Below are 24,927 nucleotides of genomic sequence, written 5' to 3'. Positions count from 1 at the left end.
ATCATTCAGCCATGCGTTTAATGATCCCTTAAAGCGTCAACAGCCGAATGGGGTTTAGGCCCATCTGAGCGGCAGCGCGGGCTTGCTTACTGTTTTTAGTGATGGCTATTTTGCCACTAGCAATCCAATGAAAGCGCTTGTCGGCCGCCAGCCGTCCAACCTCTGAATCTCTCAGCCACTCAGTAAGCCACTCCTTTTTCTTCTTTACCTGACTCACCTCAGAGGTATGGGCGGGATGCACCTCAACGAAATGTAATTGGTTGTCGTGTGCCACTACATAATCCCAGCGCGCTGCATGGGGCAGCTCCGCTGCGAGCCTAGTGTCAATATCAGCGCTACCGTGGCATAGACGTGGATCTGACAGCCGAACGTGGCTTCTGTCAACAGCCTTCAGGGCCTTCAAACCTTTATTGTAGGCGCCTTCACCAAGGTCTCTGTTTAGCGCAACAGGAAAATTCTTTCTCAAGGTCATTCGCCCGCCCCCTGCATTAGGCGGCTTATTACCTCGGATGCTCGGCTACTGAACTCAGTAATACCGCCCCAATCGGCAATAGAGTCATCTTCAGAGAAAGGATCCAGAGATGAAATATCTCGAGTAGTCACTCCATCCACACTTGGCTGAAAATAGTAACTTTTCAAAACTTTTTCAGATAGTACCGAACTAAATACATCACGCATTCCGGGCGAATTTGGCAAGTCAAATAGCTCTAGAAGTGCTTCTGGAGCCCCCTTGAACTCCTGTAGAGTACGGATAGCCCAGGCGGCCTCTAACAGCAGTGGGGAGTGGGTAGATATAATCACCTTGTAGCCACGATAAATTAACTCAAGGCAAATCAGTAGCACTGATTGGATAGCCTGAGGATGCAAGCCCATTTCCGGCTCTTCAATCACCACCCAGTCGACGCCTTTACGCCGTGCAGAGCCCGCTGATGGCATTAACCAGTAAAGACTAAATAGCAGCGGCATAAACTCTCGCTGACCAGCCGACCAAGCCATATAGGGAAGCGTTGCCCCCCCCGCATTAATGACAATGCGTTTTTTCAGATCATGAACTTGCTGAGTAACAGTGGCACCATGGAAAATACTGTTATCAATTCGCTCGCGTAGCACTTCTTTAAGTCGGCTTTTGATGGGAAACAGCTGATTGCCCTGCCCACCTAGCCCCTGCTCCATTAAACGACGCAGTTTTTCACTGAAACTTTTGACAACAAATGGATCCAAGGCAGCAAAGCTTTCATAGCTACGCGGTCGCCCCTGATCCAGCGTCAGAACACGTTGAGCTGGGACAAAGAAAACCGACTCTACATCCTTCGAATTACCCTTCCGCAACGAGGATAGAGAAACACTCTGCTCATCGTTGCGGACTCGGCTCTGCTCCTCCCAAATTGCCCCCATGCCTTCACCAAACATAAGCGTCAATAATGGGTCGCCAGCGCCTTCAAGTTCACTAGGCTCGTAACTGTAACCGTATCGCTTTAGCGCTGTGGTAATCGGGCCATGATCTTCCACAAGCTTGAACAGCTGAAGAAATATGCTTTTACCGCTAGCCTGAGGGCCTACCAACAGAGTCAGATCGCCGAACTGCACATCTGCTGTTTTGATCTGGGCAATTTTCTCAACATGCAGTTTTTTCATGGCCGATTTTCCCACTCTTTATTTATAACACCGCTGTCACTGACACAGCAGTCAAGTATCAATAAGCTCGTATTATGGGCAGATTCAAAAAAACTGCCTCCAATTAAAGATTGCGGCTTCAACTAATTAGCTTGTATCTTGCGAAAACAAAAACGCCCCTGGGTTCGGCAAATCCTGAGATGAAGGGGATTGCTTACAGCTAGGGGCGGAGATACAGGTACAATAACCGTTACAAAAAGCCAGTGCAATTTAGCGAGCCAATGAATGGGAGTTTAATTGGCCCCAGACTCAGACTTTGCTACACATATTCATTTCAATCAGCAGGCCCAATTACGTGTTTCACTTCGAGATACGCGGTTAGCCCCCAAGGGCCGAGTTCGCGACCAATGCCACTACGCTTGAAGCCGCCCCAGCCGGTTTCGGGTAGCACTAATTGCTCGCTGTTGTACCAGATGCTACCGGCTTTGAGCTGGCGACCGATGCGCTTGGCGCGCTCGGGGTCGCCGCTGATGACGGTGGCTGCCAAGCCGTAGTCGCTGTCGTTGGCGAGTTGGATAGCTTCAGCTTCGCTTGCCACGCTGCGACCACATAGCACCGGGCCAAAAATCTCTTCCTGCCATAATCGGCTCTCTAGCGGCACATCACGGTAAAGCGTAGGCGCGAGGAAGTAGCCTTGTTCAGGCAGCATACGGTGCTTTATATCGCGCACTGCCGTAAGGCCTTCCTGTTCGGCAATGTCCAGATAGCGTTGTACCGCATCGCGCTGCTTGGCGCTGGTCAACGGCCCTAAGTCGGTACCTTCGGCGAGCGGATCACCCAGCGTCAGCGAATCCATACGCTCGGCAAGGGCGGCGTAGAGTGCTTCTGCAACGTCTTCATGCACTAATAATCGCGAGGTCGCAGAGCAGATTTGTCCGGCGTTGAAGTAGATCCCCGCCATCACCCAGTCGGCGGCCTTAGCGGGGTCGGCATCTTCCATCACCAGAATGGGTGACTTGCCGCCTAGCTCCAGCGACACGCTAGCCGTACGAGCGGCAGCGGCTTGCATCACCGCTTCGCCGACTCGATTACTACCCGTAAAGGAGATTTTATCCACACCAGGGTGGTTGGTCAGCGGCGCACCGATGCCCTCACCGTCGCCGTTAAGCAGATTCAGCACGCCCGCGGGCAGGTTGATCTCCAGGGCAATCTCGGCCAGCACCAGCTCGGGGAGCGGCGTCATTTCCGAAGGTTTAAGCACAGCGGTGCAACCGGCAGCCAAGGCAGGCGCCAGTTTCCAGGCGCTGGTCACCAGCGGGAAATTCCAGGGAGCAATCAGTCCTACCACGCCGACAGGGTCGTGATACGTGCGCGCCTCAACGCCCTCCATCTCCACACTCACCAACTCGCCCTGGCGGTCATCCAGCGCCCTGGCCTGTTTCGCGTAGTAGCGGTAGCAGGCAATCGCATCGTCCAGATCAATACCCGCTTCCGCGAGTGGTTTACCGTTGTTGGTGGCTGAAAGCGTGATGATCGCATCCCGCCGGGCTTCCAGACCATCGGCGAACTTTTCAAGGAACACTGCCCGTGCTGCACCGCCCAGCGCTTGCCAGGCAGGCTGCGCCTGCTGGGCGGCTTTTACCGCGGCATCAACATCTGCTGCGTCCCCCGCGGTGACCTGGGCAATGCGCTCTTCGCGGTAGGGATTCATCACGTCGAGCAGTCGGGTGCCTGAAGAGGCGACCCACTGGTTGTTGATAAACTGGTTATTGATCATTTGCTGGTTAATAAGCTGCTGGCTGAGTGACGGCATTGAAATATCCTAGTCAGAAAAGGCGCACGCGCGCTGCCAGGCAGCGGCGTCAATTTCGATCAGTAACGGCCCGGTTGTTTCACGGTTGGCGAGCGCCTGGGCAAACTCGGCCGGGCTTTCTACCAGAACGCCGGGGCAGCCAAAACCTTCGGCCAGGGTGAGGAAGTTAGGCGCCTGAATATCCACACCCAAGCGGGCCACGCCGTTAGCATCCATATAGCGGCGAATCTCTTCGTAACCGGCGTTGTGCCAGAGTACGATCACCACCGGCAGGCGCTCTTCGACCGCTGTGGCGATTTCGGAGAGAGTAAACATCACCCCGCCATCGCCGACGAGCGCCACTACTGGCAGATCCGCCCACGCCAGTTGCGCACCCAATGCCGCGGGTAGTCCATAGCCCAAGGTGCCGTAGCCCGTGGAGGCATTGAAATAGCGCCTTGGCGCTGGCTGACTGACCAAGTGGTTACCGGCATACACCGGCGCGGTGGAGTCGCCCACCAGAATCGCCTCGGGCAGGTGCTCGGCCAGGACTTTATACAGCGGCACAAAGTCGCTAAAGGCAGGGTCGTTTTGCAGATTCAGCGCGCTCAAGGCGGCGGCGGTTCGTTCAGTGCCGTGGCGCTTTACTGGTTCGGGGAAGTGAGCAAGCAGAAGCTCAAGGCTGCGCCCGGCGTCACCCACCAGCCCCAGCGTGACGCGCTGGTTACGTACCAGCTGCTCTGGGTCGAGATCGATACGAATCAGCGTGCCATTAAGGTGAAAGCCACCATCAAACACCACGTCATAGTCGGTCTCCCCCAGCTCGGTACCCACCGCCAGAATCACATCGGCGTTGGCCGCCAGTTCGCGCACGGCGGGTAGCGCCGCGTTAGCCCCCAAATCCAGCGGGTGGTCGCGGCCTAGCAACCCTTTGGCATTGATGGTCGTGACCGTGGGAGCATCAAGCTTTTCTACCAGCGCCCGAGCCGTTTCTGGCGATGCAACGCAGCCACCCCCTAACAGCACTAAAGGCTGATGGGCCGCTTGTAACAGGCGCGCGGCTTCGGCAAGCCCTTCGGGATCAGGCGCTGCTCGATAAATCGTGGGCGCTTGCCACGAAACCGGCGCTTTTACCGGCGCATTAAACAAGTCGATGGGGATTTCGATATGCACCGGGCCTGGGCGCGCACCGTTGAAGACGGCAAAAGCGCGGGCGAGCACCTCGGGCAGCGTGTTGGCATCCAGCAGCGTGTGGCTAAACCGCGCCACACCGCTAATCACTTGCTGCTGGCTGGGCAGCTCATGCAACCGCCCTTGGCCCAAACCCAGCGTATCGCGTCGGTTGACGCTGGAGATCACCAGCATGGGAATCGAGTCCGCCAGGGCTTGGCCCATGGCGGTGGCGATGTTGGTCATCCCCGGGCCGGTGATAATCAAGCAAACGCCCGGCTGACCGCTGGCGCGGGCATAACCGTCGGCCATAAACCCCGCGCCCTGCTCATGGCGCGGGGTGACGTGCTGTACATCGCTGCCTTCCAGCCCGCGATAAAGCTCTACCGTGTGCACACCGGGAATGCCGAACAGCGCGCGCACGCCATAGGTATCGCGTAGCATTTTAATCAGTAACTCAGCGCAGGTCATCGCAGGCCCCTTAGAAGAAAAATGTATGGGCCATAAAGGCGATAATCGGCAGCGTAATCGCGGTACGCAGTAAGAACACTACCGCCAGCTCCCAGAACTTGATGGGAATCTTCGATTTGAGCAGCAGCGCACCGATCTCTGACATATACACCAACTGCGTCATGGAGAGGCAGGCAATCACAAATCGGGTCAGCTCACTTTCAATGTTGGTCGCCAACACCGCCGGCAGGAACATATCGGCAAACCCTACCAGCGTGGCGGGGGCGGCCGCCTGTGCTTCAGGAATACGCAGCAGTTCGAGCACCGGCACCATGGGGTAGGAAAGCCAGGTAAACAGCGGGGTAAACTCGGCTAAAATCAGCGCAACGGTACCAATCGCAAATACCAGCGGCAGCAGCGTCAGGAAAATATCGATGACGTTGAGTAGAGCCAAGCGGGCTAACTGACGCGGCCCAGGAGCACTGCCTGCGCGACGGGTAGCCTGCAGCAGGCTGTAGCGGAACAGGCCTACATTTTCGCTACGCTCTTCGCTTAATTGGCAGCCGACCGGCTCATAGTAGTCGTTGGATTTACGCGACAGCGGAGGAATCCGCGACACGATAACCGCAGCGATCAAACCTGAGACCACCACCGTGAAGTAGAACTGCACAAACAGGTGGTTAATCTCGACAAAGTTGGTCACTAACAGGCTGAAAGCGATGGAGGCGACCGAAAAGTTGGTGGCGATCACCGAGGCTTCGCGGCCATTGTAGTAGCCCTGCTCGTACTGCTGGGCGGTGATCAGAACGCCGACAGTACCCGAGCCCATCCATGAAGCGGTGGCGTCAATAGCGCTGCGTCCCGGCAGATTAAAGATAAACCGGAAAGGCTTGCGCACCATGGTGCCTATAAACTCCATAAAGCCGAACTCGACCAGAAACGGCAGCAGTAGCGCCGCAAAGAAGAAGAACGTCAGCAGCACCGGCGCTAAGTCATTGAGCATCACCCCACCGGTAAACGAGGCGGTGACGAACTCAGGGCCAAACTGAAAAAAGGTCATGATGACAAAAATGGCACCAAGCACGCGCATCGCGACCCAAATGACGCCCACATCGAACATATCGTGAAAGGGGCCGCTTTGTGCCCAGCCAGGTTTGGCGAGTTTGACGTATAGCGTCACCACCACCGAGAGGCAGAGAATGACCACCGCGATGGCGGGAAGCGCTGATCCTAGCAGCGTTTGCAAGCCATCAGCCATCATACCCATGCCAATATTAATAGAGTCCCCGACCTGGAAGGGAACCAAAAACAGCAGTACCCCAATAATGGAGGGGATCAGAAATTTCAGTAAGTGCGCGGGAGGTATCGGTGCCGACGGGATCGGCTGATCCGATTTAACGTTGCTGTACGACATAGGGTTCACCCATTGGAAGTGATTATTGGAGGTGGGCTGGCGGCTAATAGCGCCTTGTTAGATCGGCGCTTTCTTAATATCTAAACTTTCTTACTATCTAAATTAGTTACTATGCTTAACGCCCGGCAGTATGCAGAGCATCTCATACAGCAGCGTGGCGCCCATTAGCGCGGTATTGCCGCTAGGATCGTAAGGCGGTGACACTTCTACCAGATCGCAGCCGACTATATTCAGCCCAGCCGCACCGCGAACCAGCTCTAATCCTTGGGTTGAGGTCAGTCCGCCCATCTCTACCGTGCCAGTACCAGGGGCAACAGAAGGATCCAAGCCGTCGATGTCGAAGCTGATGTACACCGGGATATCGCCCATCTGTTCCCGCACTTGCTCCATCAGCGGCGCCAGCGAGCGGTACCAGCACTCTTCGGCGGGCACAACACGGAAGCCCTGATCACGACACCAGTCAAAGTCTTCTGCCGCATAGCCGGTTCCGCGCAGGCCGATTTGCACGACTTTGCCATGGGCTAATAAGCCCTCCTCCTGGGCACGACGAAACGGCGTACCGTGAGCAATCGGCTCGCCGAACATGTGCTCGTTAACATCGGCGTGGGCATCGATATGGATCAGCCCTACCGGGCCGTGCTTTTTCGCCATGGCGCGTAGAATCGGCAGGGTTAGCGTATGTTCGCCGCCAAGGGTTAGAGGGATACAGTTGTGCTTGAGCACGTCGTCATAAAAGGCAGTGATGATGTCGACGCTTTTCGGCAGGTGAAACGTATTGATGGGTACGTCGCCGATGTCAGCCACCTGCAGGCTTTCAAAGGGCGCGGCGCGGGTCGCCATATTGTAGGGGCGCAGCATGCGCGACTCATCGCGGATCTGGCGTGGGCCAAGTCGCGTGCCGGGACGGTTTGATGTACCGATATCCATAGGGATGCCAATAAATGCCGCGTCCAACCCCTCGGCAGTCTCTTGGGAAGGCAGGCGCATCATGGTGGCGGGGCCTGCAAAGCGCGGCATGGTATTGCCACCCAGGGGCTGATTAAACTCCGACATCGTTCTCTCCTAGACGTTATTTGAACCTAGACGTTATTTGAAATTGTTGAATCGCAATGCGAGCGCGGCTTGTCTATCAATAGACATTGCACATAGCGTGCCAAGGCGCTAAAACCGCTAGAACCGCTAGAACCGCCACTTTCCTTGACCATTCGATGCAAAAATGCATTAAATTGACGGTTCTTCAATTCAATATTGCATCGGTAATTCAAAAACGGTTCGATTAGAAAGCATCGTCGGTGGCTAAATCAGGTGAGTGAACTCGAATGAGTGAAATAGATAGACGCGTGCTGCAGACCATTGTGGCGACCGCCAACGACCACTTCTTTATCGTCAGTGGCGATGGGCAGATAGTGGATATCAGCCCTGGGGCCGAAGCAGTTTACGGCGTTTCACGGGAAGAGCTGCTCGCCAGCAGTGTTCAGCAGTTGCAAGCCGCCGGCGTGCTCAAGCCCTCGATTACCATGGAAGTGATGCGCACCCGCAGGCCCGCACAGCTGATGCAGATAACCGGAACAGGCCGCCGGGTGATTGCTGAAGCCTACCCGGTGTTCGTCGACGGCAAGCTGGAACGCATTATCAGCCGCTCGCGGGATTTAACCGACTTGCAGTTATTGCAGGACGAATATGCCCTGTTGCAAAAACGCTTTAGCGAGCATTTAAAGCGCAGCCAGGCTGCCCCCGATGCCGAAGAGCAGGCGCTGGATGACGCCCTGGACAACTTGCAGGTGCGCAGCAGCGTGATGCGTGAAATTGCGCTACTGCTTAAGCGCGTCGCCCCTTCAGATGCCAATGTGCTGATGCTGGGTGAATCAGGCGTGGGTAAAACCGCCTTTGCCAAACAGCTACACCGCTGGAGTCAGCGCTGCGACGGCCCCTTTATTGACGTGAACTGCGCCGCGATTCCCGAGAATCTGTTTGAGTCCGAGATGTTTGGCTACCAGCCCGGCGCCTTCAGTGGTGCCGCTCGGCAGGGTAAGGCGGGACTGTTAGAGCAGGCTGAGGGCGGTACGCTGTTTCTGGATGAAATAGGCGAGCTGCCGCTGTTGATGCAAACGAAACTGCTCAAGGTAATTCAGGATGGCAGTTTGACTCGACTGGGAGACACCCGCCCACGCAAGGTCAATTTCCGCTTGGTCGTAGCCACTAACCAAGACTTGGCAAAACAGGTTGAGGCCGGGCGGTTTCGTTTGGATCTTTACTACCGCCTCAATGTGATCCCCGTCACCCTGCCGCCACTTCGCGACCGCCGTGAGGATATTCCCGACCTCGTTGAAGCCTGTTTAAGCCGACTTAACCAGCGCTATGGACGACAAAAAATCCTAGATACCCGCGTTTGGTCGACGCTGATGGGCAGCGAATGGCCGGGCAACGTCCGCGAGCTGGAGAACTGGCTAGAGCGAGCCTGGTTGTCCAGCCCCACCGATCAAATCGAGGTGCCCGCCGTGCTTCCTCACGCCGAGCAGCACCCCGCCAGTTTGCCGAGCGCCTCGCTAGCAGCAAAGCCGATAACAGCGCTCGAACCCCAGGAAACCCTCAAGCAGTACTTGGCACGGCTGGAACGGGAAACGCTTGAAGAGCTGTGCAACACACTTCCCAGCACCTACGCAATCGCTGAACGGCTGGGCATCAGTCAATCCAGCGTGGTGCGCAGGCTGCAGCGTTATGGCATTAAAGTCGCCAAGTGATTTTCTGCTTGACACAGCTGCTGTCATAAACCATCCATGTAAGTGTCATACAACGGCAACACCTTCAACACAAGCTGGATCAATAACAACCAACAGCCGGTGATGTGTGTGCTATGTCAAACCAATCGCGTATCCGCCTGGAGCGCGTCACCAAACGTTGGGACGCGACCACCGCTGTCGATGGCATCTCCTTCGATGTCACGCCTGGGCAATTTGTCATTCTGCTGGGCCCTTCTGGCTGCGGTAAATCCACCACGCTGCGTATGATTGCAGGCCTGGAAGAGGCCAGCGACGGCCAAATCCATATCGGCGATCGCGACGTCACGCGCCTGCCGCCGGGGGATCGTGGGCTGAGCATGGTGTTTCAATCCTACGCCCTGTTTCCGCACCTAAGCGTTGCCGACAACATTGTGTTTGGCCTACGCAGCCGCAAGGTGCCCAAAGCAGAACAGCGCGAACGGCTGGCGAAAGTCGCCGAACTGGTCGATCTCACCGACTACCTGCATCGCAAGCCCGCCCAGCTTTCCGGCGGCCAGCGCCAGCGGGTGGCACTGGCGCGCTCCGTCATATCCGAACACCCGATCTGCTTGATGGACGAGCCGCTCTCCAACCTAGATGCCCGGCTACGTAGCGATATGCGTCGGGAAATCAAAGCGCTGCAAAGCCGCCTGAATATGACGGTGATTTACGTCACCCACGACCAGGTCGAAGCGATGAGCATGGGCGACCGTGTCATTCTGATGCAGTACGGAAAAATCGTGCAGGACGGCACTCCAGACGAGCTTTATAACCGTCCCGCCAGTGCCTTTGCCGCCAGCTTTATTGGCAGCCCCGCCATGAACCTGCTGCCGCTGGAAGCAGGCGAGGAGGGTGCCGTTATCGTAGGTGAGTCGCACACACCGGTGGCGCCATTAGAAGCCGTCGGCGGACAGTTAGGCATCCGGCCGGAGGATATCGCGCTAAGCACCACTTCGACGACTGGCGTACCCGCGATGGTGGTCAGCGATGAATACCTGGGTGCCGATACCATCGTCCATTTGGCAGTCGGTGATCATACCCTGCGGGTTCGACTCAGTGGCCGCCATAGGCTGGCTGGCCAGCAGTATCGGATCGGCTGGACAGCCGAGGCCGCTCACCTATTCGGTGGAGACGGCCTGCGCCGTGATGACCTCACCGCTTACTCATTATTACCCGCCGCTGCACTGTCAGCGGAAAGCGCTTCGTCCCACTCGCAGCTCCAACCCCAACGTTGAGGTGTTTCCCATGCGTGCCCGTATCCCCTTTGCTCTTTCTGCACTCACTGCTGGCCTGCTCAGTGCCGGTCAGGCCGCCGCCAACGACCCTACTGTACTCACCATGTACTATCCCGTCGCAGTGGGCGGTGCACTCACCGACGTCGTGGATAATCTGGTGGAAGAGTTTGAAAGCGAACACCCCGATATCGACGTAGAAGCGATCTACGCCGGTAACTACGACGACACCCGCGTGCGCGCCATGTCGGCGATGGAAGCGGGTGACACGCCCCAGCTGTCGGTCATGTTCTCAATCGATCTTTACGAACTGATTGAGCAGAACGCCATCGTCGCCTTCGATGATTTAATCGAAACCGACGAAGAACGCGAGTGGCTCGACAGTTTCTACCCCGGCCTGATGGAAAATGGCCAGTTGGATGGCAAGACCTATGGCATCCCCTTCCAGCGCTCCACCATCGTACTGTTCTGGAACAAAGATGCCTTTGAAGCCGCCGGACTCGACCCCGAAACGCCCCCAGAAAACTGGCAAGAGATGGCTGAAATGGCCGCCACCGTACGCGAAGCCTCCAACGGCGAGCAGTGGGGAGTGATGGTGCCGTCCACTGGCTACCCCTACTGGATGTTCCAGGCCTTCGCCTTTCAGAACGGCCACCGGCTAATGAGCGACGACGGTACGGAAGTCTACTTTGACGACCCCGCAGCGGTTGAAGCGCTGGAGTACTGGGTCTCCCTGGCCACCGAGCACAATGCCATGCCCGACGGCACTATCGAGTGGGGTACGCTACGCCAGAACTTCCTCGAAGAATCCACGGCGATGATGTGGCACACCACCGGCAACCTGACCGCCGTGCGTAGTGAAGCCAATTTTGATTTTGGCGTCGCCATGTTGCCGATGAAAACCCAGCGTGGCAGCCCTACCGGCGGCGGCAACTTCTACATTTTTGAAGATACCACCCAAGATGAGCAGCGCGCCGCGATGACCTTTATTCGCTGGATGACCGCTCCCGAGCGCGCCGCTGCCTGGTCGATTGAAACCGGCTATATGGGCGTTAGCCCCGCCGCCTATGAAACCGATGCGCTGCAAAGCTACGTAGAAGAATTCGCGCCAGCAGCGGTGGCCCGCGACCAGCTTGAACACGGCACGGCGGAACTCTCCACTTACCAAGGCGGCCGCATTCGCCGCGCTTTGGATAACGCTGTGCAAGCTGCGCTGACCGGGCAAATGACACCGCAAGAAGCGCTTAGTCAGGCACAGCAAGAAGCCGACAGCGTGCTGCGTCGCTACGCCCGCTAAGCGTTAAATATTTAACTATTCGCCGGGGCATGCCCCGGCTTTTCCAAATTGCGGTACGTCACTATGTCATTCACCAACCACCGCAAAATGCAGCTCTACGGCGCGCTTCTGTTGCTGCCCGCTGCGGTACTGCTGACCACTTTTGCTTATTTACCGACCGTGACAACGGTCATTAACAGCCTGTTTTTACCCGGCTTTCGCGGTGCGCCCACTGAATTTGTAGGGCTTGAAAATTATCAGGTGCTCTTCGATGACCCCACGTTTTGGAAGGTGGCCCGCAATAACCTGCTCTACGCGCTGGGCACCATCCCCACGTCTATCGCGCTGGCCTTGGGCATGGCGCTGTTCGTCAACGGCAAGCTGCCGGGGCGCGGCTTTGTGCGTATGGCGTATTTCACGCCGACGATTCTGCCCATGATCGCCGCCGCCAATATCTGGATGTTTTTCTACGCCCCGCAAATTGGCCTGTTCAATAGTCTGCTCGGCGCACTGGGAATCCCAGGCGTTAACTGGCTAGGCGACCCAAGCGTCGCGCTGGGCTCAGTGATTGTGATGTCGGTGTGGAAAGAAGCCGGCTTTTTTATGATCTTCTACTTGGCGGCGCTGCAAAGCATGCCACCCGAGTTAAAAGAGGCCTCAGATCTTGAAGGCACTAGCCGCTGGAGTTTCTTCTGGCGAGTCACCTTTCCGCTGCTGATGCCCACTACGCTCTTTGTGCTGATCAATGCGTTGATTAATTCGGTGCGGGTTGTCGATCACCTGTTTATTTTGACTAAAGGTGGGCCCAACAACGCCACCAACCTGCTGCTCTATTACGTCTACGAGAACGCCTTCTCGTTCTTTGACCGCACTACGGCGGCGACCATTACGGTAGTGATTTTGGTGGTACTGGCGGTAGTGGCCACGCTGAAGTTCACAATTTTAGATCGCAGGACGCACTACCAATGAACACCACCACGAACTCAAATGCCAAGAACTCAAAAACCTATGCGTCCCGCTCTCGTTACGTCTTCGTTCCGTCACTTGAAACGGTGGCTGCTTGGCTACTGGCGGTTATCTGGGTCTTCCCGCTGCTGTATGCCTTTTGGGCCGCCTTCCACCCCAGCGAGTTTATGGTAAATTTTCAGCTCTTTGCCCCGCTGACGTTGGAGAACTTCACCAATGCCTGGTCACAGGCGCCCTTTGCCCGCTACTACCTGAACACCTTTGCGCTGGTGACGGGGGTGGTAATTGGCCAGTTTATCGTCTGCACCCTGGCGGCGTTTGCCTTTGCGCGCTTTCCGATTCCCGGCAAGAACGTTTTGTTTATGCTGGTGCTTATTCAGCTGTTTGTGTTTCCCGAAGTGCTGATTGTGGAGAACTACCGCATCGCAAGCGAACTGGGGCTGATCAACACCATCACCGGGATTGGCCTGCCTTATGTCGCCAGCGCCCTGGGTATTTTTCTGCTCCGCCAGACCTTTAAAACCATTCCCCGGGAGCTTGAAGACGCCGCGCGTATCGAAGGCTGCAACTGGCTGGAAATTTTGTGGAAGGTTTACGTGCCGCTGGCTAAGCCTACCTATTTAGCTTATGGCCTGGTCTCGATCAGCCACCACTGGAATAACTTTATCTGGCCGCTAGTGGTCACCAACTCGGTAGAGAGCCGTCCGCTAACGGTGGGCTTAGGCGTTTTCTCTGCGCCAGAAACCGGCGTTAACTGGGCCACCGTTAGCGCCGCCACACTGCTTAGCATCGCCCCGCTGTTGGTGGCTTTCCTGCTTTTCCAACGTCAATTTGTGCAGTCTTTCTTAAGGGCGGGGATTCGCTAGGCAGACGCCGCATACGTTTTTCGTGCGACAATTCTCTCTTAAGCACAAGACAAGGGAGAGCATTGATGCACGGCGACACCCACCCCGAAGCCCTGAAGGTGCTGCAGGAGGTATTTGGCTACGACAGCTTTCGCGGCCCGCAGCAGGCTATCATCGAGCATGTGATCGCTGGGGGCGACGCGCTGGTGCTGATGCCCACCGGCGGCGGTAAGTCGCTGTGCTATCAGATCCCTGCGCTGCTGCGCGAAGGCACTGCGATTGTGGTCTCGCCGCTGATCGCGCTAATGCAGGATCAGGTCGCGGCACTGAAGCAGAACGGGGTCAGAGCGGACTACCTCAACTCCAGCCTCGATTATCACGAGGCAGTCGATGTGGAAAACCGCCTGCGGGCGGGCGAGTTGGATCTTTTGTATGTCGCGCCGGAACGGCTGGCCACGGCGCGTATGCAGATGCTTTTGGAACAGACCCGGATTGCCCTGTTCGCCATTGATGAAGCCCACTGCGTCTCCCAGTGGGGCCACGATTTTCGCCCCGAGTACCGCCAGCTCTCTCACCTGCACCAGCGCTTTCCCCAGGTGCCGCGCATCGCCCTGACTGCCACCGCCGATGTGCCCACCCGGCACGACATTATGGAGCATCTGCAGCTCCACGAAGCAGCGCTTTATAACAGCGGCTTTGACCGACCCAATATCCGCTACCATATTGCCGAAAATCAGGGCAACGCCAAGGAACAGCTGCTGCGCTTTATCCGCGAACACCACGACGGCGAGGCGGGTATTGTCTACTGCCTTTCCCGGCGCAAGGTGGAAGAGACCGCCGCTTGGCTCGAGCGCCAGGGACTGACCGCGCTGCCCTACCACGCGGGGCTTCCCGCCGAGCAGCGCCAGCACCACCAGACCCGTTTTCTGCGTGAAGATGGCGTGGTTATCGTGGCCACCATTGCCTTCGGCATGGGTATTGATAAACCCGACGTGCGCTTTGTGGCGCATCTCAACCTGCCCAAGAGCATCGAAGCCTACTACCAGGAGACCGGCCGCGCCGGGCGCGACGGCCTGCCCGCCGATGCCTGGATGGCCTACGGGCTTCAGGACGTGATCACGCTACGCCAGATGCAGCAGGACTCCAGCGCCGCCGACCAGCAAAAGCGCATTGAGCAGCAGAAGCTCGACGCCATGCTGGGGCTTTGCGAGATCATCAGCTGCCGCCGCCAGGCGCTGCTTCATTACTTTGGCGATCATCTGGATGCGCCCTGCGGTAACTGCGATAACTGCCTAACTCCACCCGAGACCTGGGAGGCCACCGTGGCGGCGCAAAAGGCGCTGTCGTGCGTCTACCGCACCGAGCAGCGCTTCGGCGTCACCTATCTGGTGGACGTACTGCTGGGCAAAAGCAACGAGCGCATCACCCGCTTTGGCCATGACCGCCTAAGCACCTTCGGCATTGGTAAAGAGCTAACGGCTAATGAGTGGAAAGCGCTCTTTCGCCAGCTGATTGCCAGCGGCTATTTAAGTGTCGATATGGAGGGCCACGGCGGCATTAAGCTCACGGCCAACGCCAAGCCGGTGCTGCGCGGCGAACACGCCCTCACCCTGCGCAAGCCAAGCAAGGCCAAGAGCGCCACTCGGCGGGGCAGCAAAGGCGCCTCTACCACGCTGCCCCAAGGGGAGCTGTGGGAAGCCCTGCGCCAGCACCGTCGCGAACTGGCTGCGGCCCAGGGCGTGCCTGCCTATGTCATCTTCCACGACGCCACCCTGGCCGAAATGGTTGAGCAGAAACCCCAGAGTCTAGCGGCATTAGGCGAAATCTCCGGTATCGGCGCGCGCAAACTGGCGGATTACGGTGAGGGGTTTCTGGGCGTTATTCTGGCGCACAGGGAAGCCGAGTAAAACAGCGACACCAGCGCGACAGCTCAAATGGTCGATATTTTTAAAAACCGCTCACTTGGCGTAAACTATACGTAAGTGAGGAGAAAGCTATATGTCCATTCAGCATAAAACAGCCGACAAACGCCGCGAAATGGGGGCTGCAGCAATGCGCACCTACCCCAATATTTCCCACGCTTGGGGATTGAAAGAGAGCGAGGCCGCGCTGTTGTTAGGGGTACCGGACTCCACCTACCGCCGCTGGAAGCAGTCGCCTGAGCAGGCGAGGCTTGATGCTAATCACTTGGAACGGATGTCGTTGATTCTCGGCATCTATAAAGCGCTGCATATACTGTTGCCCAGTAAAGAAGCCGCTAACAGCTGGCTGCAGCGAGCCAACCGCAACCCTCTTTTTGCCGGCCACTCGCCAATGGAACGTCTGTTAAATGGTCAGGTCTCCGACCTCTACGTTGTTCGCCAACATTTGGATGCCGCGCGTGGTGGGGGCCATGCATGACGTTCCCGCTAAGCAACGTCACTTGGCGACCCAGTTATCGGGTTATTCCCTCGCGCTTCCCTCCCATTGATTTATTCGAAGGCGTCAATAGCAATGCTGATGACTGGGAATTACTCAATGAACTGGAAGGCGAGACCTCGGCTAGGCTTCGTGAAGAAGCGGGCGCGATCCATCTGGTTCGCGACGGCGACCGCCGCTACGGGCCTGGATGGACTCCCGTCATGGCGGCCTTTTGCCACTTCCCTGCGACCGGCTCACGTTTTAGCGATGGCACCTTTGGCGCCTACTACTGCGCGTTAACCGAAGCCACGGCCATTGCTGAAACTGTGTACCACGCAGAGCGCTTTATGGGGGAGTCAAACGAGCCACCCATGATGCTTCAGCAGCGTGTTTATCTGTCGGATCTAACGGGCCAACTGATTGATTTACGAAGACAGAATGCTGCCCAAGCGCTTCTCGATCCGGATAGCTGGGCAGCCGGGCAAACCTTGGGTAGAAAGGCGTGGGAGGAGCAGACGGATGGCATCGTTTACCCCAGCGTTCGAGACCCGGATGGCGAGTGTGCCGCTGTATTACGGCCACCCGCGCTCTCCGCAACACGGCAAGGGCGTCATCTCGGCTATGACTGGGATGGTCAACGCATCCGCCATATCTATGAGCTAACGCTATTGGGTTAACGATTCCGCTAGCCCCTACCCTGACAATGCTCTCCCCGAGCAATGGCCGCAGCATCGAATACGCCGGTGTCTAAAATCCAAGCGGTAACGAGCTTGGCAGGGGTGACATCAAACGCCGGGTTCCATACCGGAGCATCGCTGGGCGCCCACACTACGTCGCCAAAGGCACCCGAGACACCGCGTATTTCGGCGCTGTCACGCTGCTCGATGGGAATATCCGTGCCGGTGGCACAGGCGGGATCAACCGTGGTGTAAGGAGCCACTACATAGAACGGTACCTGATGGTAGTGAGCGATCACCGCCAGCATGTAAGTGCCCACTTTATTGGCAAAGTCGCCGTTGGCGCAGATGCGGTCAGCGCCCACCATGACTTTATCTACCTTGCCCGCCGCCATCAGGCTGGCGGCCATGCTGTCAGCAATCAGTTGATAGGGGATGCCTAAATCAGCCATTTCCCAGGCGGTTAAACGGCCCCCCTGCAGTAGCGGGCGGGTTTCATCCACATACACATGCAGATCGATACCACGCTGCTTGGCCACTGCCAGCGCGCCAATCGCTGTGCCTACACCCGCGGTGGCCAGCGCTCCGGTGTTGCAGTGGGTCAGCACACGGTCGCCTGTTTTCAACAAGTCAGCACCCCGCTCGGCCATGCGTTGGCAAAGCGCCCGGTCTTCAGCAAACAATTCAGCGGCGCGTTCGGCCAGTGCGTTGGCGCCTTGCTCAAAGCAGGCTTCCATGGCATCCAGGCAGTACATTAGGTTTACCGCTGTGGGGCGTGTAGCGCGCAAGCGATCGCTTACCAACTGCCAATCACCGTCTGGATGTCGGGCGGCATACTGCGCCAGCACAAAGGCTGCGCTCAAGCCAATCAGCGGTGCACCGCGAATAGCTAAACTTTTAACCGCAACCTGCCAGTCTTCAGGCGAGTCACAGCGTACCCACTGCTCCGCCTGGGGCAGTTGGGTTTGATCCAAATACTCAAGGTGGTCGGCATAGACCCGCAAACTGCGTGATTGAAGTTGAGGCATTCGATGAACTCCTTGAGCACTTGGACTGGCAGAACTTGACTAACTGAACAACAGCGCGGCTTATCAGGCGCGAAGCTTATCATATAGAATGGCTGCCATTAGAAGAGGCGATGCAGATCCAATGATGACGTTACAAACTGAACTGCTCGACGCTATTTCCTGGGCGGCGCAGCAAGGCTGGACACCCGCCACTGGCGGCAACTTTTCTGCGCGCACAGAGGCGGGGTATTGGGTCACCGCTTCTGGCCGGGATAAAACCCGTATTCAGGCCGATGACCTACTGCTATGCGATCTGGATGGCCGAGTACTATCCGGCGACGGTAAGCCGAGCGCAGAAAGTGATCTTCACGCTGCGCTTTATCGGCTAGACCCGACCATCAACTGCGTGCTGCATACCCATACCCTAGCAAGCACTGTGCTGTCGCGGCGCTTTCCAAACGGCATTGAGTTAAGCGGCTTCGAGATGCAAAAAGCCCTGCAGGGCAACGTGACCCATGATGCGACTATTCGCCTACCCGTCGTGCCGAATGAGCAGGATATGGAGGAGCTTGCCAGGCATGTACGCAGCGGTTGGCCGATGCCCTGGGGCTTTTTGGTGGCGGGGCACGGTATTTATGCCGTGGGCGATAGCATCGCTAGTTGCTGTCGGCACTTGGAAGCCATTGAATTTTTACTGTCCTGTGTACTTGAAGAGAGCCGGTGGTCTAAATGAGTAACCCAGCTGTTCGCGCCGTTGTAACCGATATCGAAGGCACCACCACGGATATTAACTTCGTACATAAGGTGCTGTTTCCCTACGCTCAGGCCAAGCTGCCCGACTTTCTACGCGCGAATGCAGACACACCTGCGGTTGTCGAGCAGATCAACGCCGTGCGCCGTGAAATGGGGCAGCCTGATGCCTCGCTGGACGCCGTCATTGCCCAGCTACTGCACTGGATCGAGACCGACCAAAAAGTCACCCCATTAAAAGCCTTGCAGGGGATGGTATGGGCGGATGGCTACCAGCGCGGTGATTTTACAGGGCATTTGTATAGCGACGTGGCCCCCACCCTGCACCAGTGGAAAGATTCAGGTAAGGCACTGTACGTATACTCGTCAGGATCAGTGCAGGCGCAGAAGTTGCTGTTTGGCTATAGCGACGAAGGCGATTTGACCCCGCTGTTTAGTGGCTACTTTGATACTCATATTGGTCATAAACGCGAGGCTAGTGCCTATCAGCAGATTATCGCTGAGCTTGACCTACCTGCGGAGGCAGTGCTGTTCTTGTCGGATGTGGTCGAAGAGCTGGACGCCGCCAAGCAGGCGGGTATGCAAACCCTGCACCTGGTGCGCGAAGGGACTCAGGCGGGCAATACCCATGCTTGTGTTACTCGCTTTGATGAAATTGCCATTTAGGAGAGCCTACGATGTCGCAACTGAAAGTCTTTGCTGACCAGAACCCGAACGATGCCCTGATCGACATCACCGACGGCGAGCAGATTACTGCTGAGCTAAACAAGGTCGGCGTAGTGTTTGAGCGCTGGGCAGCACCGGGCGAAATTGCCGACGATGCCACCCAGGAAGATATTCTGGCGCTTTACCAGCAAGATATTGACCGGGTAAAAGCCAAGGGCGGCTATCAAACCGTCGACGTGCTGCACATGGTTCCCACGCACCCGGAAAAAGATGCCATGCGGCAGAAGTTCTTAAACGAGCATCGCCATCACGAAGATGAAGTGCGCTTCTTCGTTAAAGGCCAGGGTCTGTTCTGCCTGCATATTGAAGACAAGGTGTATCAGGTACTGTGTACCCGCAATGACCTAATCAGCGTGCCTGCCAATACGCCCCACTGGTTCGATATGGGCCCAGCGCCGGAATTCACCGCGCTGCGTTTCTTCGACAACGTCGAAGGCTGGGTGCCTCACTGGATAGAAAGCGATATCGCCGGGAAGTTTGATCGTTTGGATCAGTTGTAAGATGTGAATGGTGAATCGTAAGTTGTTAATTGTTGGAGGCAGCGTTAGCGTGCGAAGCGCTAACGCTGCCTCCTTTATTGGACTCTTACAACACCGCTTGCTGGTTATACGCCTTGGCGAGATCCGCTAGTGCGGTAAGATCGCTATAAGTCTCCGGTTCCATAATCAGCGCTTGCCCCATCAGCACGTTACGCGCTTCAAGCTTGGCGCGCAGCGCGGTGTCTTCGATTTCTTCAAAGTCGGCGTTGTGAGCCAGCGATAAAACCCGGCGGTGCATTTCAATGCCGCAGTAGGCCAGGGCATCCAGTCGGATCTCCTCAAGCAATGCATCGCAGGCGTCGTCCGCGCTATTTCCCTGCTCTTCAAACAGGGCTTTCGGGAACAGAATACCCGTCCGTTCGGTTTGCCACAGATGTCGGAATTCGGCGTCAAAACAGGTAAAACACGCTTCAATCACTTCCAGTATCCACGCCTGATAATCCTCAAGCGCATCTTCCTGGCGATGAGCGGGCTGGCTAAAATAGGCCATCAGGAAGTTAGCCACCGCCATCCCCAAGTCAAAGGCCATTGGGCCGTACTGCGAAAACTCCGGGTCAATAACCCGCACTTCTGTATCGGTGGCCATGATGGAGCCAGAGTGAAGATCACCGTGGAGCATGGTCTCGGTGTTCGCAGTGAACTTCATCAACAGCCGCTGAACCTTCGCTTTTAACCGCACATTACGGCGCAGTTCATCCACCACCGGCGAGAGCTCCGGCGTGTGGTGGTTCATTTCAGCGCCGTAATAGGGGTCGGTAAACACCAATGCTTCGGTGATTGCGGGAATGGCCACATTGCCGGAAAACAGTCCAACATCCTGCTTCTTCTCAGGACTGCTCAGCGAAAGCTCCGAACCACGGAACGCCGTGCGCGCGCAGAACTGGCCGATGGTTTTGCCAAGCTGGGCGACTTTCTCGCCGTTAATGAGCTTGCGGCGCAAAATCGTGTGGGGGTGTAGATACTCCATCACAAACAGCGCCTGGGGTTTGTCGAAGTAGTACACATCAGGAGCAATGCCCGGCGCGCGCTTGGCTTGGCGAACCAGGGCGTAGTATTCAAAGTGAGCGCGATAGACCGGTAACGGCCAGCTCTCCCCTACCATCCGTACGTAGGGAAGCGCCTGTTTTACCACTACGCTGCCGTGGCTGCCGGAGACAATAAACACCAGGTTGAGGTTGCCATCTCCCACCTCGCGAATTTCCCAGCTGGCGGGCTCACCACCCACTCGACTAGCCACCGCCTCAACGCCACCAAGTCGCTGAGATAGGGTCTCGACGCAGAGCGCGCGGTAATGTTGATCAATCTCCAAAGGTCACTCCTCACAGAACGTTTAAGGGTATGCTTGGCCGCTACTGGGCAGGAATATCTAAGCCATCAACTACATCATCGGAGGATGATAAATCAACCAAGCTCGCCTCCCTGATTCGGTTGCGGCCCTGTCGTTTAGCTTCATAAAGCGCCACATCCGCTTTTAATAGCAAGTCGGCTGGTGTCAGGCCTACTGCGGGACGGAGCACCGCAACACCAACGCTCACGGTGACAACGCTATGCGCCGAGACACCCTGATTAGGTATCCCTAAGGCTTCCACGCTGCACCGTATTCGCTCTGCCGCTGATTTTGCCGACTCAGGTGTTGCATTGGTCATCAACACTAAAAACTCCTCGCCGCCAAAACGTACGACCAAATCGGAATCACGGCTATTGGCCTGCATGGCAGCAGCCACTTGGCGCAAACATGCGTCGCCCTGAGGATGCCCATAGTAGTCGTTGTAGGCTTTGAAATGATCAATATCGATAACCATCATCCCTAAACAAAGGCCTTTATCAGCAGCCTCCTGCCAGCGCAAAGGCAAAACTGCGTCGAGCTGGCGCCGATTGGCCAGATTCGTCAGGGGGTCGGTGACCGACATCCGCGTCAGCTTTTGATTGTCTTGGAAGTAATAGCCCGCGCGGAGCTGCTCTTTCAACACATGCAGGTAGGAGGTTCGTTCACTCTGCTCAAAGCGATAGTTTGCCACCAAGGTAAACAATGCTTGAGCGATGATAGTAAATATAGCTAGCCTCTTTACCTCTGGCGGCATTGGTTCATAGGGCAATACAAAACCTAATATTATAAATATACTAATGGCGGATGATATACAGGCATAGCTAAACCGTAATGAGTAAACAATATTACCTACCAGTAAGATAAGGCCGAAAGAGAAAACATCCAGGTAAGAGTAGGGAACGGTAGATTCCGCAACTATCAAACATGAAACCATCGTTGCAACAATAACAGTGCATGCCATTAAGGTCTCACGAAGGAACGGCGCTACGCCACGATAGACCCACCATAAAATGGGCAAGCCAATAGGTAGCATCACCCCAATGCGTAATATCAATGCTGTGGTAAAAGACTCAGGACGAAAGCTGTAATCATTGATCAGAAACAGGCAGTAGATGACCGCTGATATAAGCCCTGACACCACCATCTGATGACTACGCTGGCGTTGGGTATCAGCTTCAAAGCGCGCTTCCACTTCGTTAGTAAAACGTAACCGCCAAGGCCCTCTTCGCAACTCGTTTTCCACCGCTGTTAGCAGCGTGTCATTGACCATTACTCACCCTCAACGCCTCACACAATAACTTACGGCTTTCATGCATCATGACTAAACACCAGAAGCCACCCATTACCTTGGAGTACGCGATTAGTGTGCCACATTAACGTTTAGTTAAAGTGAATATTGATACAATATATTAAACGGAATTCATCCGAATTTTCATTCAATGAACATTCAACCAGGAGGCTAATGATGCAGCGCCAACAGGATCCGATGACCAACGACTGGACTTTTACCATCGGGCATCACGAACTCGTTGTGCACCAGCGCTATGAGGTGCTCAGTATGGTCAACGATTTCATGCTGGGTATTTGGTTTACGATCGGCAGTATCTGTTTTTTTTACCAAGGTGCCGTACAAACCGTCGGTGTATGGTTGTTTGTGATTGGCAGCATCCAACTGCTGATTCGTCCGGCAATTCGTCTTCACCGCTATATCTATTTCAAGCAGCTACCGGACACTGACCACGACGCCTAGAAAGCCGCGTTCAACGCAGTTGGCTGTCTTTACTACCGCGTCGGTTATAGCCACTAAAGGCCGACTGCTGTTTGTCCAATTCACTTTGGCAGGCCACGCATAACCGTACCCCCGGAATCGCCTTGCGGCGCGCTTCGGGAATGGGATCACCACACTCTTCGCAAATCTCAAGACTCTCACCACGGGGCAACTGGCTACGAGCTCGCTGCACCGCATCTTCGAGAGTGCTCTCCATCTGCTCTTGTTCAGCACCATCTTTTGCCCATCCGCCTGCCATGATTGTTTCCCTCGCTACACCAGTAATCATCTCTAAGCATAGCAGCAACCAGTAAAGCGAACCTTTACCCCAAAAACCGAACGCCTTGGGCAGCCAGCGGGCTGCGTAGTCTGTCTGGCAGCGGCACATCGGTCACCACGGCATCATAATCCCCTAGTTGGCCTGCAGCGCAGCGCAGTGGCAGGTCGAACTTGGTTTTATCCAGCACCAGCACTCGATAACCGGCATGGGCCAACAGCGCCTCACGGGCCATCACTTCGTCGTCGTTGTAGTCATAAAGCTGGCCATGGCTATCCATTCCCCCCACCGACACGATGCCCACGTCGGCCCGGTAGCGTTGAAAAAAGCGCCAGGCATCGCCGCCGATCACATCCTGGTCGCGCCGACGTACGCGCCCACCCGCCACGACTAACTCACACTTAAGCTGGCACAGCTTAATCAGTGCATGCAGATTATTGGTCATGATATGCAAGCCGTGCTTCTCACTTAGCGCATCGGCCAGTTGCTCAACCGTGGTGCCCGTGCCCAGAAATAGCGCTTGATGATCCTGTACCAAACTCGCTGCCCGCGCCGCAATCTGCCGTTTACCCGCCACGTTGACGATCTGACGCTGGTCGTAGCCGATATTCTCCTGTTCGGGAAATGGCAGCACCTCGCCTTGACGGCGCAGCACCAAGCCTTTATCGGCTAGGTAACGAATGTCCCCGCGCAGGGTCTGCACCGACACCCCAAACTCGGCTGCCAGGCTGTCTACCGATTGGCGCCCCTGGGAATGAATTCGCTGTAACAGTTGTTGTCGACGTTCGAACTGACGCATAACCCCTCTCAGCGCAACGAAAGCAAAAAGTGCGGCAAACGAAAGCCACAAAACGTTGAACGAAAGCATAGTGTCACTTTGTTGTAAGCAGATGACAGTAGATTAGGTGGGGTTCACTCACTGGAGGTCTACCCATGTTGAAGCGCCCCCTGGCATCTATCCCGGTATCTGCTCTTACTGCTGCCGTTGCGGTAGCCAGTTTTTCCCTTTCGGCTCAGGTTGCGGCCAACGAAACGCTGACGCTCTACACCAGCCAGCCCAATAGTGACGCCCAACAGACCGTTGACGCCTTTGAAGCGGCCTATCCCGACATCGAAGTGGAGTGGGTACGCGACGGCACCACGCGCTTAATGACCCGGCTACGCTCGGAGCTAGCGGCCGGGGTGAGCAACCCCGACGTGCTGCTGATTGCCGACAGCATGACCATGGAATCACTCAAGCAGGAGGGGCATTTACAGCCGTACCTGAGCGATGAGCGTCAAGGGTATGACGCCGACCTATATGACCCGGAAGGCTACTACTACGGCACCAAGCTGATCACTACCGGGATTGTCTATAACACCGGCGCCGAACATCAGCCGCAGAGCTGGCAAGACCTACTGGGACCTGACTACGAAGGGTTGGTCACCATGCCCAGTCCGCTCTACTCCGGCGCTGCACTGATCCATATGGCAGCAATTAGCACCAATCCAGCATTAGGCGCCGAGTACTACGACGCATTGCACGCCAATCGCACCGAAGCCCAAGGGGGCAATGGTGGTGTATTTAACGCCGTGGCCGCAGGCACCAAGCCCTATGGCATTGTGGTGGACTTTCTGCCGATTCGCGAAGCCGCCAAAGGCTCGCCGGTAGAATTCGTATTTCCTGAAGAGGGCGTGAGTGCGGTCACCGAGCCAGTCGCCATTATGCAGGGCGCAAAGAATGTCGATGCCGCGCAAAAGTTCGTTGATTTTGTGCTTTCCCAGCAGGGCCAGGCACTGGTCAGCCAGCAGGGTTACCTGCCCGCCCATAACGACGTTGCCCCGCCGGAAGGCTTCCCGGAGCGCGATAGCATTAAATTGATGCCGGTTGACACTGAGCAGGCACTGGCCCAGGAAGCCGAGCTTAAACAGCGCTTTAGCGATCTGTTCGGCGGGTAA

General features: G+C 56.3%; 24 protein-coding genes. 13 read left to right on the top strand and 11 right to left on the bottom strand.

What is annotated here, in order from left to right:
* Positions 1-28 precede the first annotated feature (28 nt).
* The 6 genes from QT231_RS04805 to speB all read right to left on the bottom strand — a co-directional run bounded on the left by QT231_RS04805 (position 29) and on the right by speB (position 7,493).
* A complete protein-coding gene (locus QT231_RS04805; protein WP_308335783.1) occupies positions 29-274 on the bottom strand; it encodes a hypothetical protein in 246 nt (81 codons plus the stop codon).
* A gap of 194 nt (positions 275-468) precedes the next feature.
* Positions 469-1,635: an AAA family ATPase gene (locus tag QT231_RS04800; protein ID WP_308335782.1), complete on the bottom strand. Its 1,167-nt coding sequence runs from the start codon at positions 1,633-1,635 to the stop codon at positions 469-471.
* A 313-nt stretch (positions 1,636-1,948) separates the two neighbouring features.
* The gene (locus QT231_RS04795) at positions 1,949-3,427 is read right to left on the bottom strand and encodes an aldehyde dehydrogenase family protein (RefSeq protein ID WP_308335781.1); all 1,479 of its coding nucleotides are present in this window, start codon (positions 3,425-3,427) and stop codon (positions 1,949-1,951) included.
* 9 nt (positions 3,428-3,436) lie between these two features.
* Entirely contained in the window at positions 3,437-5,047 is a 1,611-nt protein-coding gene (locus tag QT231_RS04790; RefSeq protein ID WP_308335780.1) for a 5-guanidino-2-oxopentanoate decarboxylase, read from the bottom strand.
* A gap of 10 nt (positions 5,048-5,057) precedes the next feature.
* Complete coding sequence (locus tag QT231_RS04785) at positions 5,058-6,440, bottom strand: YjiH family protein (RefSeq protein ID WP_308335779.1); 1,383 nt, start codon at positions 6,438-6,440, stop codon at positions 5,058-5,060.
* Between the two features lie 102 nt (positions 6,441-6,542).
* Positions 6,543-7,493 (bottom strand): agmatinase, encoded by a 951-nt coding sequence (gene speB / locus QT231_RS04780; protein WP_308321634.1) that lies wholly within the window; start codon positions 7,491-7,493, stop codon positions 6,543-6,545.
* A gap of 266 nt (positions 7,494-7,759) precedes the next feature.
* On the opposite strand from speB, the gene QT231_RS04775 reads away from it, so the two are divergent.
* The 8 genes from QT231_RS04775 to QT231_RS04740 all read left to right on the top strand — a co-directional run bounded on the left by QT231_RS04775 (position 7,760) and on the right by QT231_RS04740 (position 16,595).
* Positions 7,760-9,181 carry a sigma 54-interacting transcriptional regulator gene (locus QT231_RS04775; protein WP_308321633.1) on the top strand — a complete coding sequence of 474 codons (1,422 nt, stop codon included), beginning with the start codon at positions 7,760-7,762 and terminating at the stop codon, positions 9,179-9,181.
* Positions 9,182-9,294: 113 nt separating this feature from the next.
* Entirely contained in the window at positions 9,295-10,434 is a 1,140-nt protein-coding gene (locus tag QT231_RS04770) for an ABC transporter ATP-binding protein (RefSeq protein ID WP_308335778.1), read from the top strand.
* A 10-nt stretch (positions 10,435-10,444) separates the two neighbouring features.
* Entirely contained in the window at positions 10,445-11,728 is a 1,284-nt protein-coding gene (locus tag QT231_RS04765; RefSeq protein ID WP_308335777.1) for an ABC transporter substrate-binding protein, read from the top strand.
* A 63-nt stretch (positions 11,729-11,791) separates the two neighbouring features.
* On the top strand, positions 11,792-12,676 hold the full coding sequence (locus QT231_RS04760; protein ID WP_308321627.1) for a sugar ABC transporter permease: 885 nt from the start codon (positions 11,792-11,794) through the stop codon (positions 12,674-12,676).
* Positions 12,673-13,539 (top strand): carbohydrate ABC transporter permease, encoded by an 867-nt coding sequence (locus tag QT231_RS04755; protein ID WP_308335776.1) that lies wholly within the window; start codon positions 12,673-12,675, stop codon positions 13,537-13,539. The genes QT231_RS04760 and QT231_RS04755 overlap by 4 nt, the downstream gene beginning before the upstream one ends.
* 65 nt (positions 13,540-13,604) lie before the next feature.
* Positions 13,605-15,425 (top strand): DNA helicase RecQ, encoded by a 1,821-nt coding sequence (gene recQ, locus QT231_RS04750; protein ID WP_308335775.1) that lies wholly within the window; start codon positions 13,605-13,607, stop codon positions 15,423-15,425.
* A gap of 91 nt (positions 15,426-15,516) precedes the next feature.
* Positions 15,517-15,918, top strand: coding sequence for an MbcA/ParS/Xre antitoxin family protein (locus tag QT231_RS04745; RefSeq protein WP_308321624.1), 402 nt, complete (start codon positions 15,517-15,519; stop codon positions 15,916-15,918).
* Positions 15,915-16,595: an RES family NAD+ phosphorylase gene (locus QT231_RS04740; protein WP_308321623.1), complete on the top strand. Its 681-nt coding sequence runs from the start codon at positions 15,915-15,917 to the stop codon at positions 16,593-16,595. Before QT231_RS04745 ends, QT231_RS04740 begins: the two co-directional genes overlap by 4 nt.
* An 8-nt stretch (positions 16,596-16,603) precedes the next feature.
* Here QT231_RS04740 and mtnA read toward each other — a convergent pair whose 3' ends face one another.
* Positions 16,604-17,623 carry an S-methyl-5-thioribose-1-phosphate isomerase gene (gene mtnA / locus QT231_RS04735; protein WP_308335774.1) on the bottom strand — a complete coding sequence of 340 codons (1,020 nt, stop codon included), beginning with the start codon at positions 17,621-17,623 and terminating at the stop codon, positions 16,604-16,606.
* A gap of 121 nt (positions 17,624-17,744) precedes the next feature.
* Between mtnA and mtnB the strand changes: the two genes are divergently transcribed.
* From mtnB to QT231_RS04720, 3 genes are read left to right on the top strand one after another with little or no spacing between them, the layout of a single operon-like run.
* Positions 17,745-18,335 (top strand): methylthioribulose 1-phosphate dehydratase, encoded by a 591-nt coding sequence (mtnB, locus tag QT231_RS04730; RefSeq protein ID WP_308335773.1) that lies wholly within the window; start codon positions 17,745-17,747, stop codon positions 18,333-18,335.
* Positions 18,332-19,018, top strand: coding sequence for an acireductone synthase (gene mtnC, locus QT231_RS04725; protein WP_308335772.1), 687 nt, complete (start codon positions 18,332-18,334; stop codon positions 19,016-19,018). Before mtnB ends, mtnC begins: the two co-directional genes overlap by 4 nt.
* A gap of 11 nt (positions 19,019-19,029) precedes the next feature.
* A complete protein-coding gene (locus tag QT231_RS04720) occupies positions 19,030-19,578 on the top strand; it encodes a cupin (protein WP_308335771.1) in 549 nt (182 codons plus the stop codon).
* Between the two features lie 85 nt (positions 19,579-19,663).
* Here QT231_RS04720 and mtnK read toward each other — a convergent pair whose 3' ends face one another.
* Both mtnK and QT231_RS04710 read right to left on the bottom strand, forming a co-directional pair.
* Positions 19,664-20,926 (bottom strand): S-methyl-5-thioribose kinase, encoded by a 1,263-nt coding sequence (gene mtnK / locus QT231_RS04715; RefSeq protein WP_308335770.1) that lies wholly within the window; start codon positions 20,924-20,926, stop codon positions 19,664-19,666.
* Positions 20,927-20,966: 40 nt separating this feature from the next.
* Positions 20,967-22,214, bottom strand: a complete 1,248-nt coding sequence (locus QT231_RS04710; protein ID WP_308335769.1) for a GGDEF domain-containing protein — start codon at positions 22,212-22,214, stop codon at positions 20,967-20,969.
* Between the two features lie 195 nt (positions 22,215-22,409).
* Between QT231_RS04710 and QT231_RS04705 the strand changes: the two genes are divergently transcribed.
* Positions 22,410-22,694 carry a YrhK family protein gene (locus tag QT231_RS04705; protein WP_308335768.1) on the top strand — a complete coding sequence of 95 codons (285 nt, stop codon included), beginning with the start codon at positions 22,410-22,412 and terminating at the stop codon, positions 22,692-22,694.
* 10 nt (positions 22,695-22,704) lie between these two features.
* Here the strand turns inward: QT231_RS04705 and QT231_RS04700 are convergent, their stop codons facing one another.
* On the bottom strand, positions 22,705-22,971 hold the full coding sequence (locus tag QT231_RS04700; protein WP_215092484.1) for a DksA/TraR family C4-type zinc finger protein: 267 nt from the start codon (positions 22,969-22,971) through the stop codon (positions 22,705-22,707).
* Positions 22,972-23,035: 64 nt separating this feature from the next.
* Positions 23,036-23,788, bottom strand: coding sequence for a DeoR/GlpR family DNA-binding transcription regulator (locus tag QT231_RS04695; protein WP_308335767.1), 753 nt, complete (start codon positions 23,786-23,788; stop codon positions 23,036-23,038).
* A 134-nt stretch (positions 23,789-23,922) separates the two neighbouring features.
* On the opposite strand from QT231_RS04695, the gene QT231_RS04690 reads away from it, so the two are divergent.
* The gene (locus QT231_RS04690; RefSeq protein ID WP_308335766.1) at positions 23,923-24,927 is read left to right on the top strand and encodes an ABC transporter substrate-binding protein; all 1,005 of its coding nucleotides are present in this window, start codon (positions 23,923-23,925) and stop codon (positions 24,925-24,927) included.

The sequence above is a fragment of the Halomonas sp. SpR1 genome (assembly GCF_031010175.1).
In the GTDB taxonomy this organism is placed as follows: domain Bacteria; phylum Pseudomonadota; class Gammaproteobacteria; order Pseudomonadales; family Halomonadaceae; genus Vreelandella.
The sequence above is the reverse complement of the archived record's forward strand: the minus strand, read 5'-3'. Positions and strand labels throughout refer to the sequence as shown.

What these genes read in the sequence shown, in the direction of transcription:
- QT231_RS04755 (WP_308335776.1), top strand. Translation starts at nt 12,673, where the DNA reads ATGAACACCACCACGAACTCAAATGCCAAGAACTCAAAAACCTATGCG.
- QT231_RS04720 (WP_308335771.1), top strand. Translation starts at nt 19,030, where the DNA reads ATGTCGCAACTGAAAGTCTTTGCTGACCAGAACCCGAACGATGCCCTG.
- QT231_RS04795 (WP_308335781.1), bottom strand. Translation starts at nt 3,427, where the DNA reads ATGCCGTCACTCAGCCAGCAGCTTATTAACCAGCAAATGATCAATAAC.
- mtnA (WP_308335774.1), bottom strand. Translation starts at nt 17,623, where the DNA reads ATGCCTCAACTTCAATCACGCAGTTTGCGGGTCTATGCCGACCACCTT.
- QT231_RS04765 (WP_308335777.1), top strand. Translation starts at nt 10,445, where the DNA reads ATGCGTGCCCGTATCCCCTTTGCTCTTTCTGCACTCACTGCTGGCCTG.
- QT231_RS04740 (WP_308321623.1), top strand. Translation starts at nt 15,915, where the DNA reads ATGACGTTCCCGCTAAGCAACGTCACTTGGCGACCCAGTTATCGGGTT.
- QT231_RS04775 (WP_308321633.1), top strand. Translation starts at nt 7,760, where the DNA reads ATGAGTGAAATAGATAGACGCGTGCTGCAGACCATTGTGGCGACCGCC.
- QT231_RS04695 (WP_308335767.1), bottom strand. Translation starts at nt 23,788, where the DNA reads ATGCGTCAGTTCGAACGTCGACAACAACTGTTACAGCGAATTCATTCC.
- recQ (WP_308335775.1), top strand. Translation starts at nt 13,605, where the DNA reads ATGCACGGCGACACCCACCCCGAAGCCCTGAAGGTGCTGCAGGAGGTA.
- mtnC (WP_308335772.1), top strand. Translation starts at nt 18,332, where the DNA reads ATGAGTAACCCAGCTGTTCGCGCCGTTGTAACCGATATCGAAGGCACC.
- QT231_RS04690 (WP_308335766.1), top strand. Translation starts at nt 23,923, where the DNA reads ATGTTGAAGCGCCCCCTGGCATCTATCCCGGTATCTGCTCTTACTGCT.
- QT231_RS04745 (WP_308321624.1), top strand. Translation starts at nt 15,517, where the DNA reads ATGTCCATTCAGCATAAAACAGCCGACAAACGCCGCGAAATGGGGGCT.
- QT231_RS04790 (WP_308335780.1), bottom strand. Translation starts at nt 5,047, where the DNA reads ATGACCTGCGCTGAGTTACTGATTAAAATGCTACGCGATACCTATGGC.
- mtnB (WP_308335773.1), top strand. Translation starts at nt 17,745, where the DNA reads ATGATGACGTTACAAACTGAACTGCTCGACGCTATTTCCTGGGCGGCG.
- QT231_RS04800 (WP_308335782.1), bottom strand. Translation starts at nt 1,635, where the DNA reads ATGAAAAAACTGCATGTTGAGAAAATTGCCCAGATCAAAACAGCAGAT.
- QT231_RS04700 (WP_215092484.1), bottom strand. Translation starts at nt 22,971, where the DNA reads ATGGCAGGCGGATGGGCAAAAGATGGTGCTGAACAAGAGCAGATGGAG.
- speB (WP_308321634.1), bottom strand. Translation starts at nt 7,493, where the DNA reads ATGTCGGAGTTTAATCAGCCCCTGGGTGGCAATACCATGCCGCGCTTT.
- QT231_RS04760 (WP_308321627.1), top strand. Translation starts at nt 11,792, where the DNA reads ATGTCATTCACCAACCACCGCAAAATGCAGCTCTACGGCGCGCTTCTG.
- QT231_RS04710 (WP_308335769.1), bottom strand. Translation starts at nt 22,214, where the DNA reads ATGGTCAATGACACGCTGCTAACAGCGGTGGAAAACGAGTTGCGAAGA.
- QT231_RS04785 (WP_308335779.1), bottom strand. Translation starts at nt 6,440, where the DNA reads ATGTCGTACAGCAACGTTAAATCGGATCAGCCGATCCCGTCGGCACCG.
- QT231_RS04770 (WP_308335778.1), top strand. Translation starts at nt 9,295, where the DNA reads ATGTCAAACCAATCGCGTATCCGCCTGGAGCGCGTCACCAAACGTTGG.
- QT231_RS04705 (WP_308335768.1), top strand. Translation starts at nt 22,410, where the DNA reads ATGCAGCGCCAACAGGATCCGATGACCAACGACTGGACTTTTACCATC.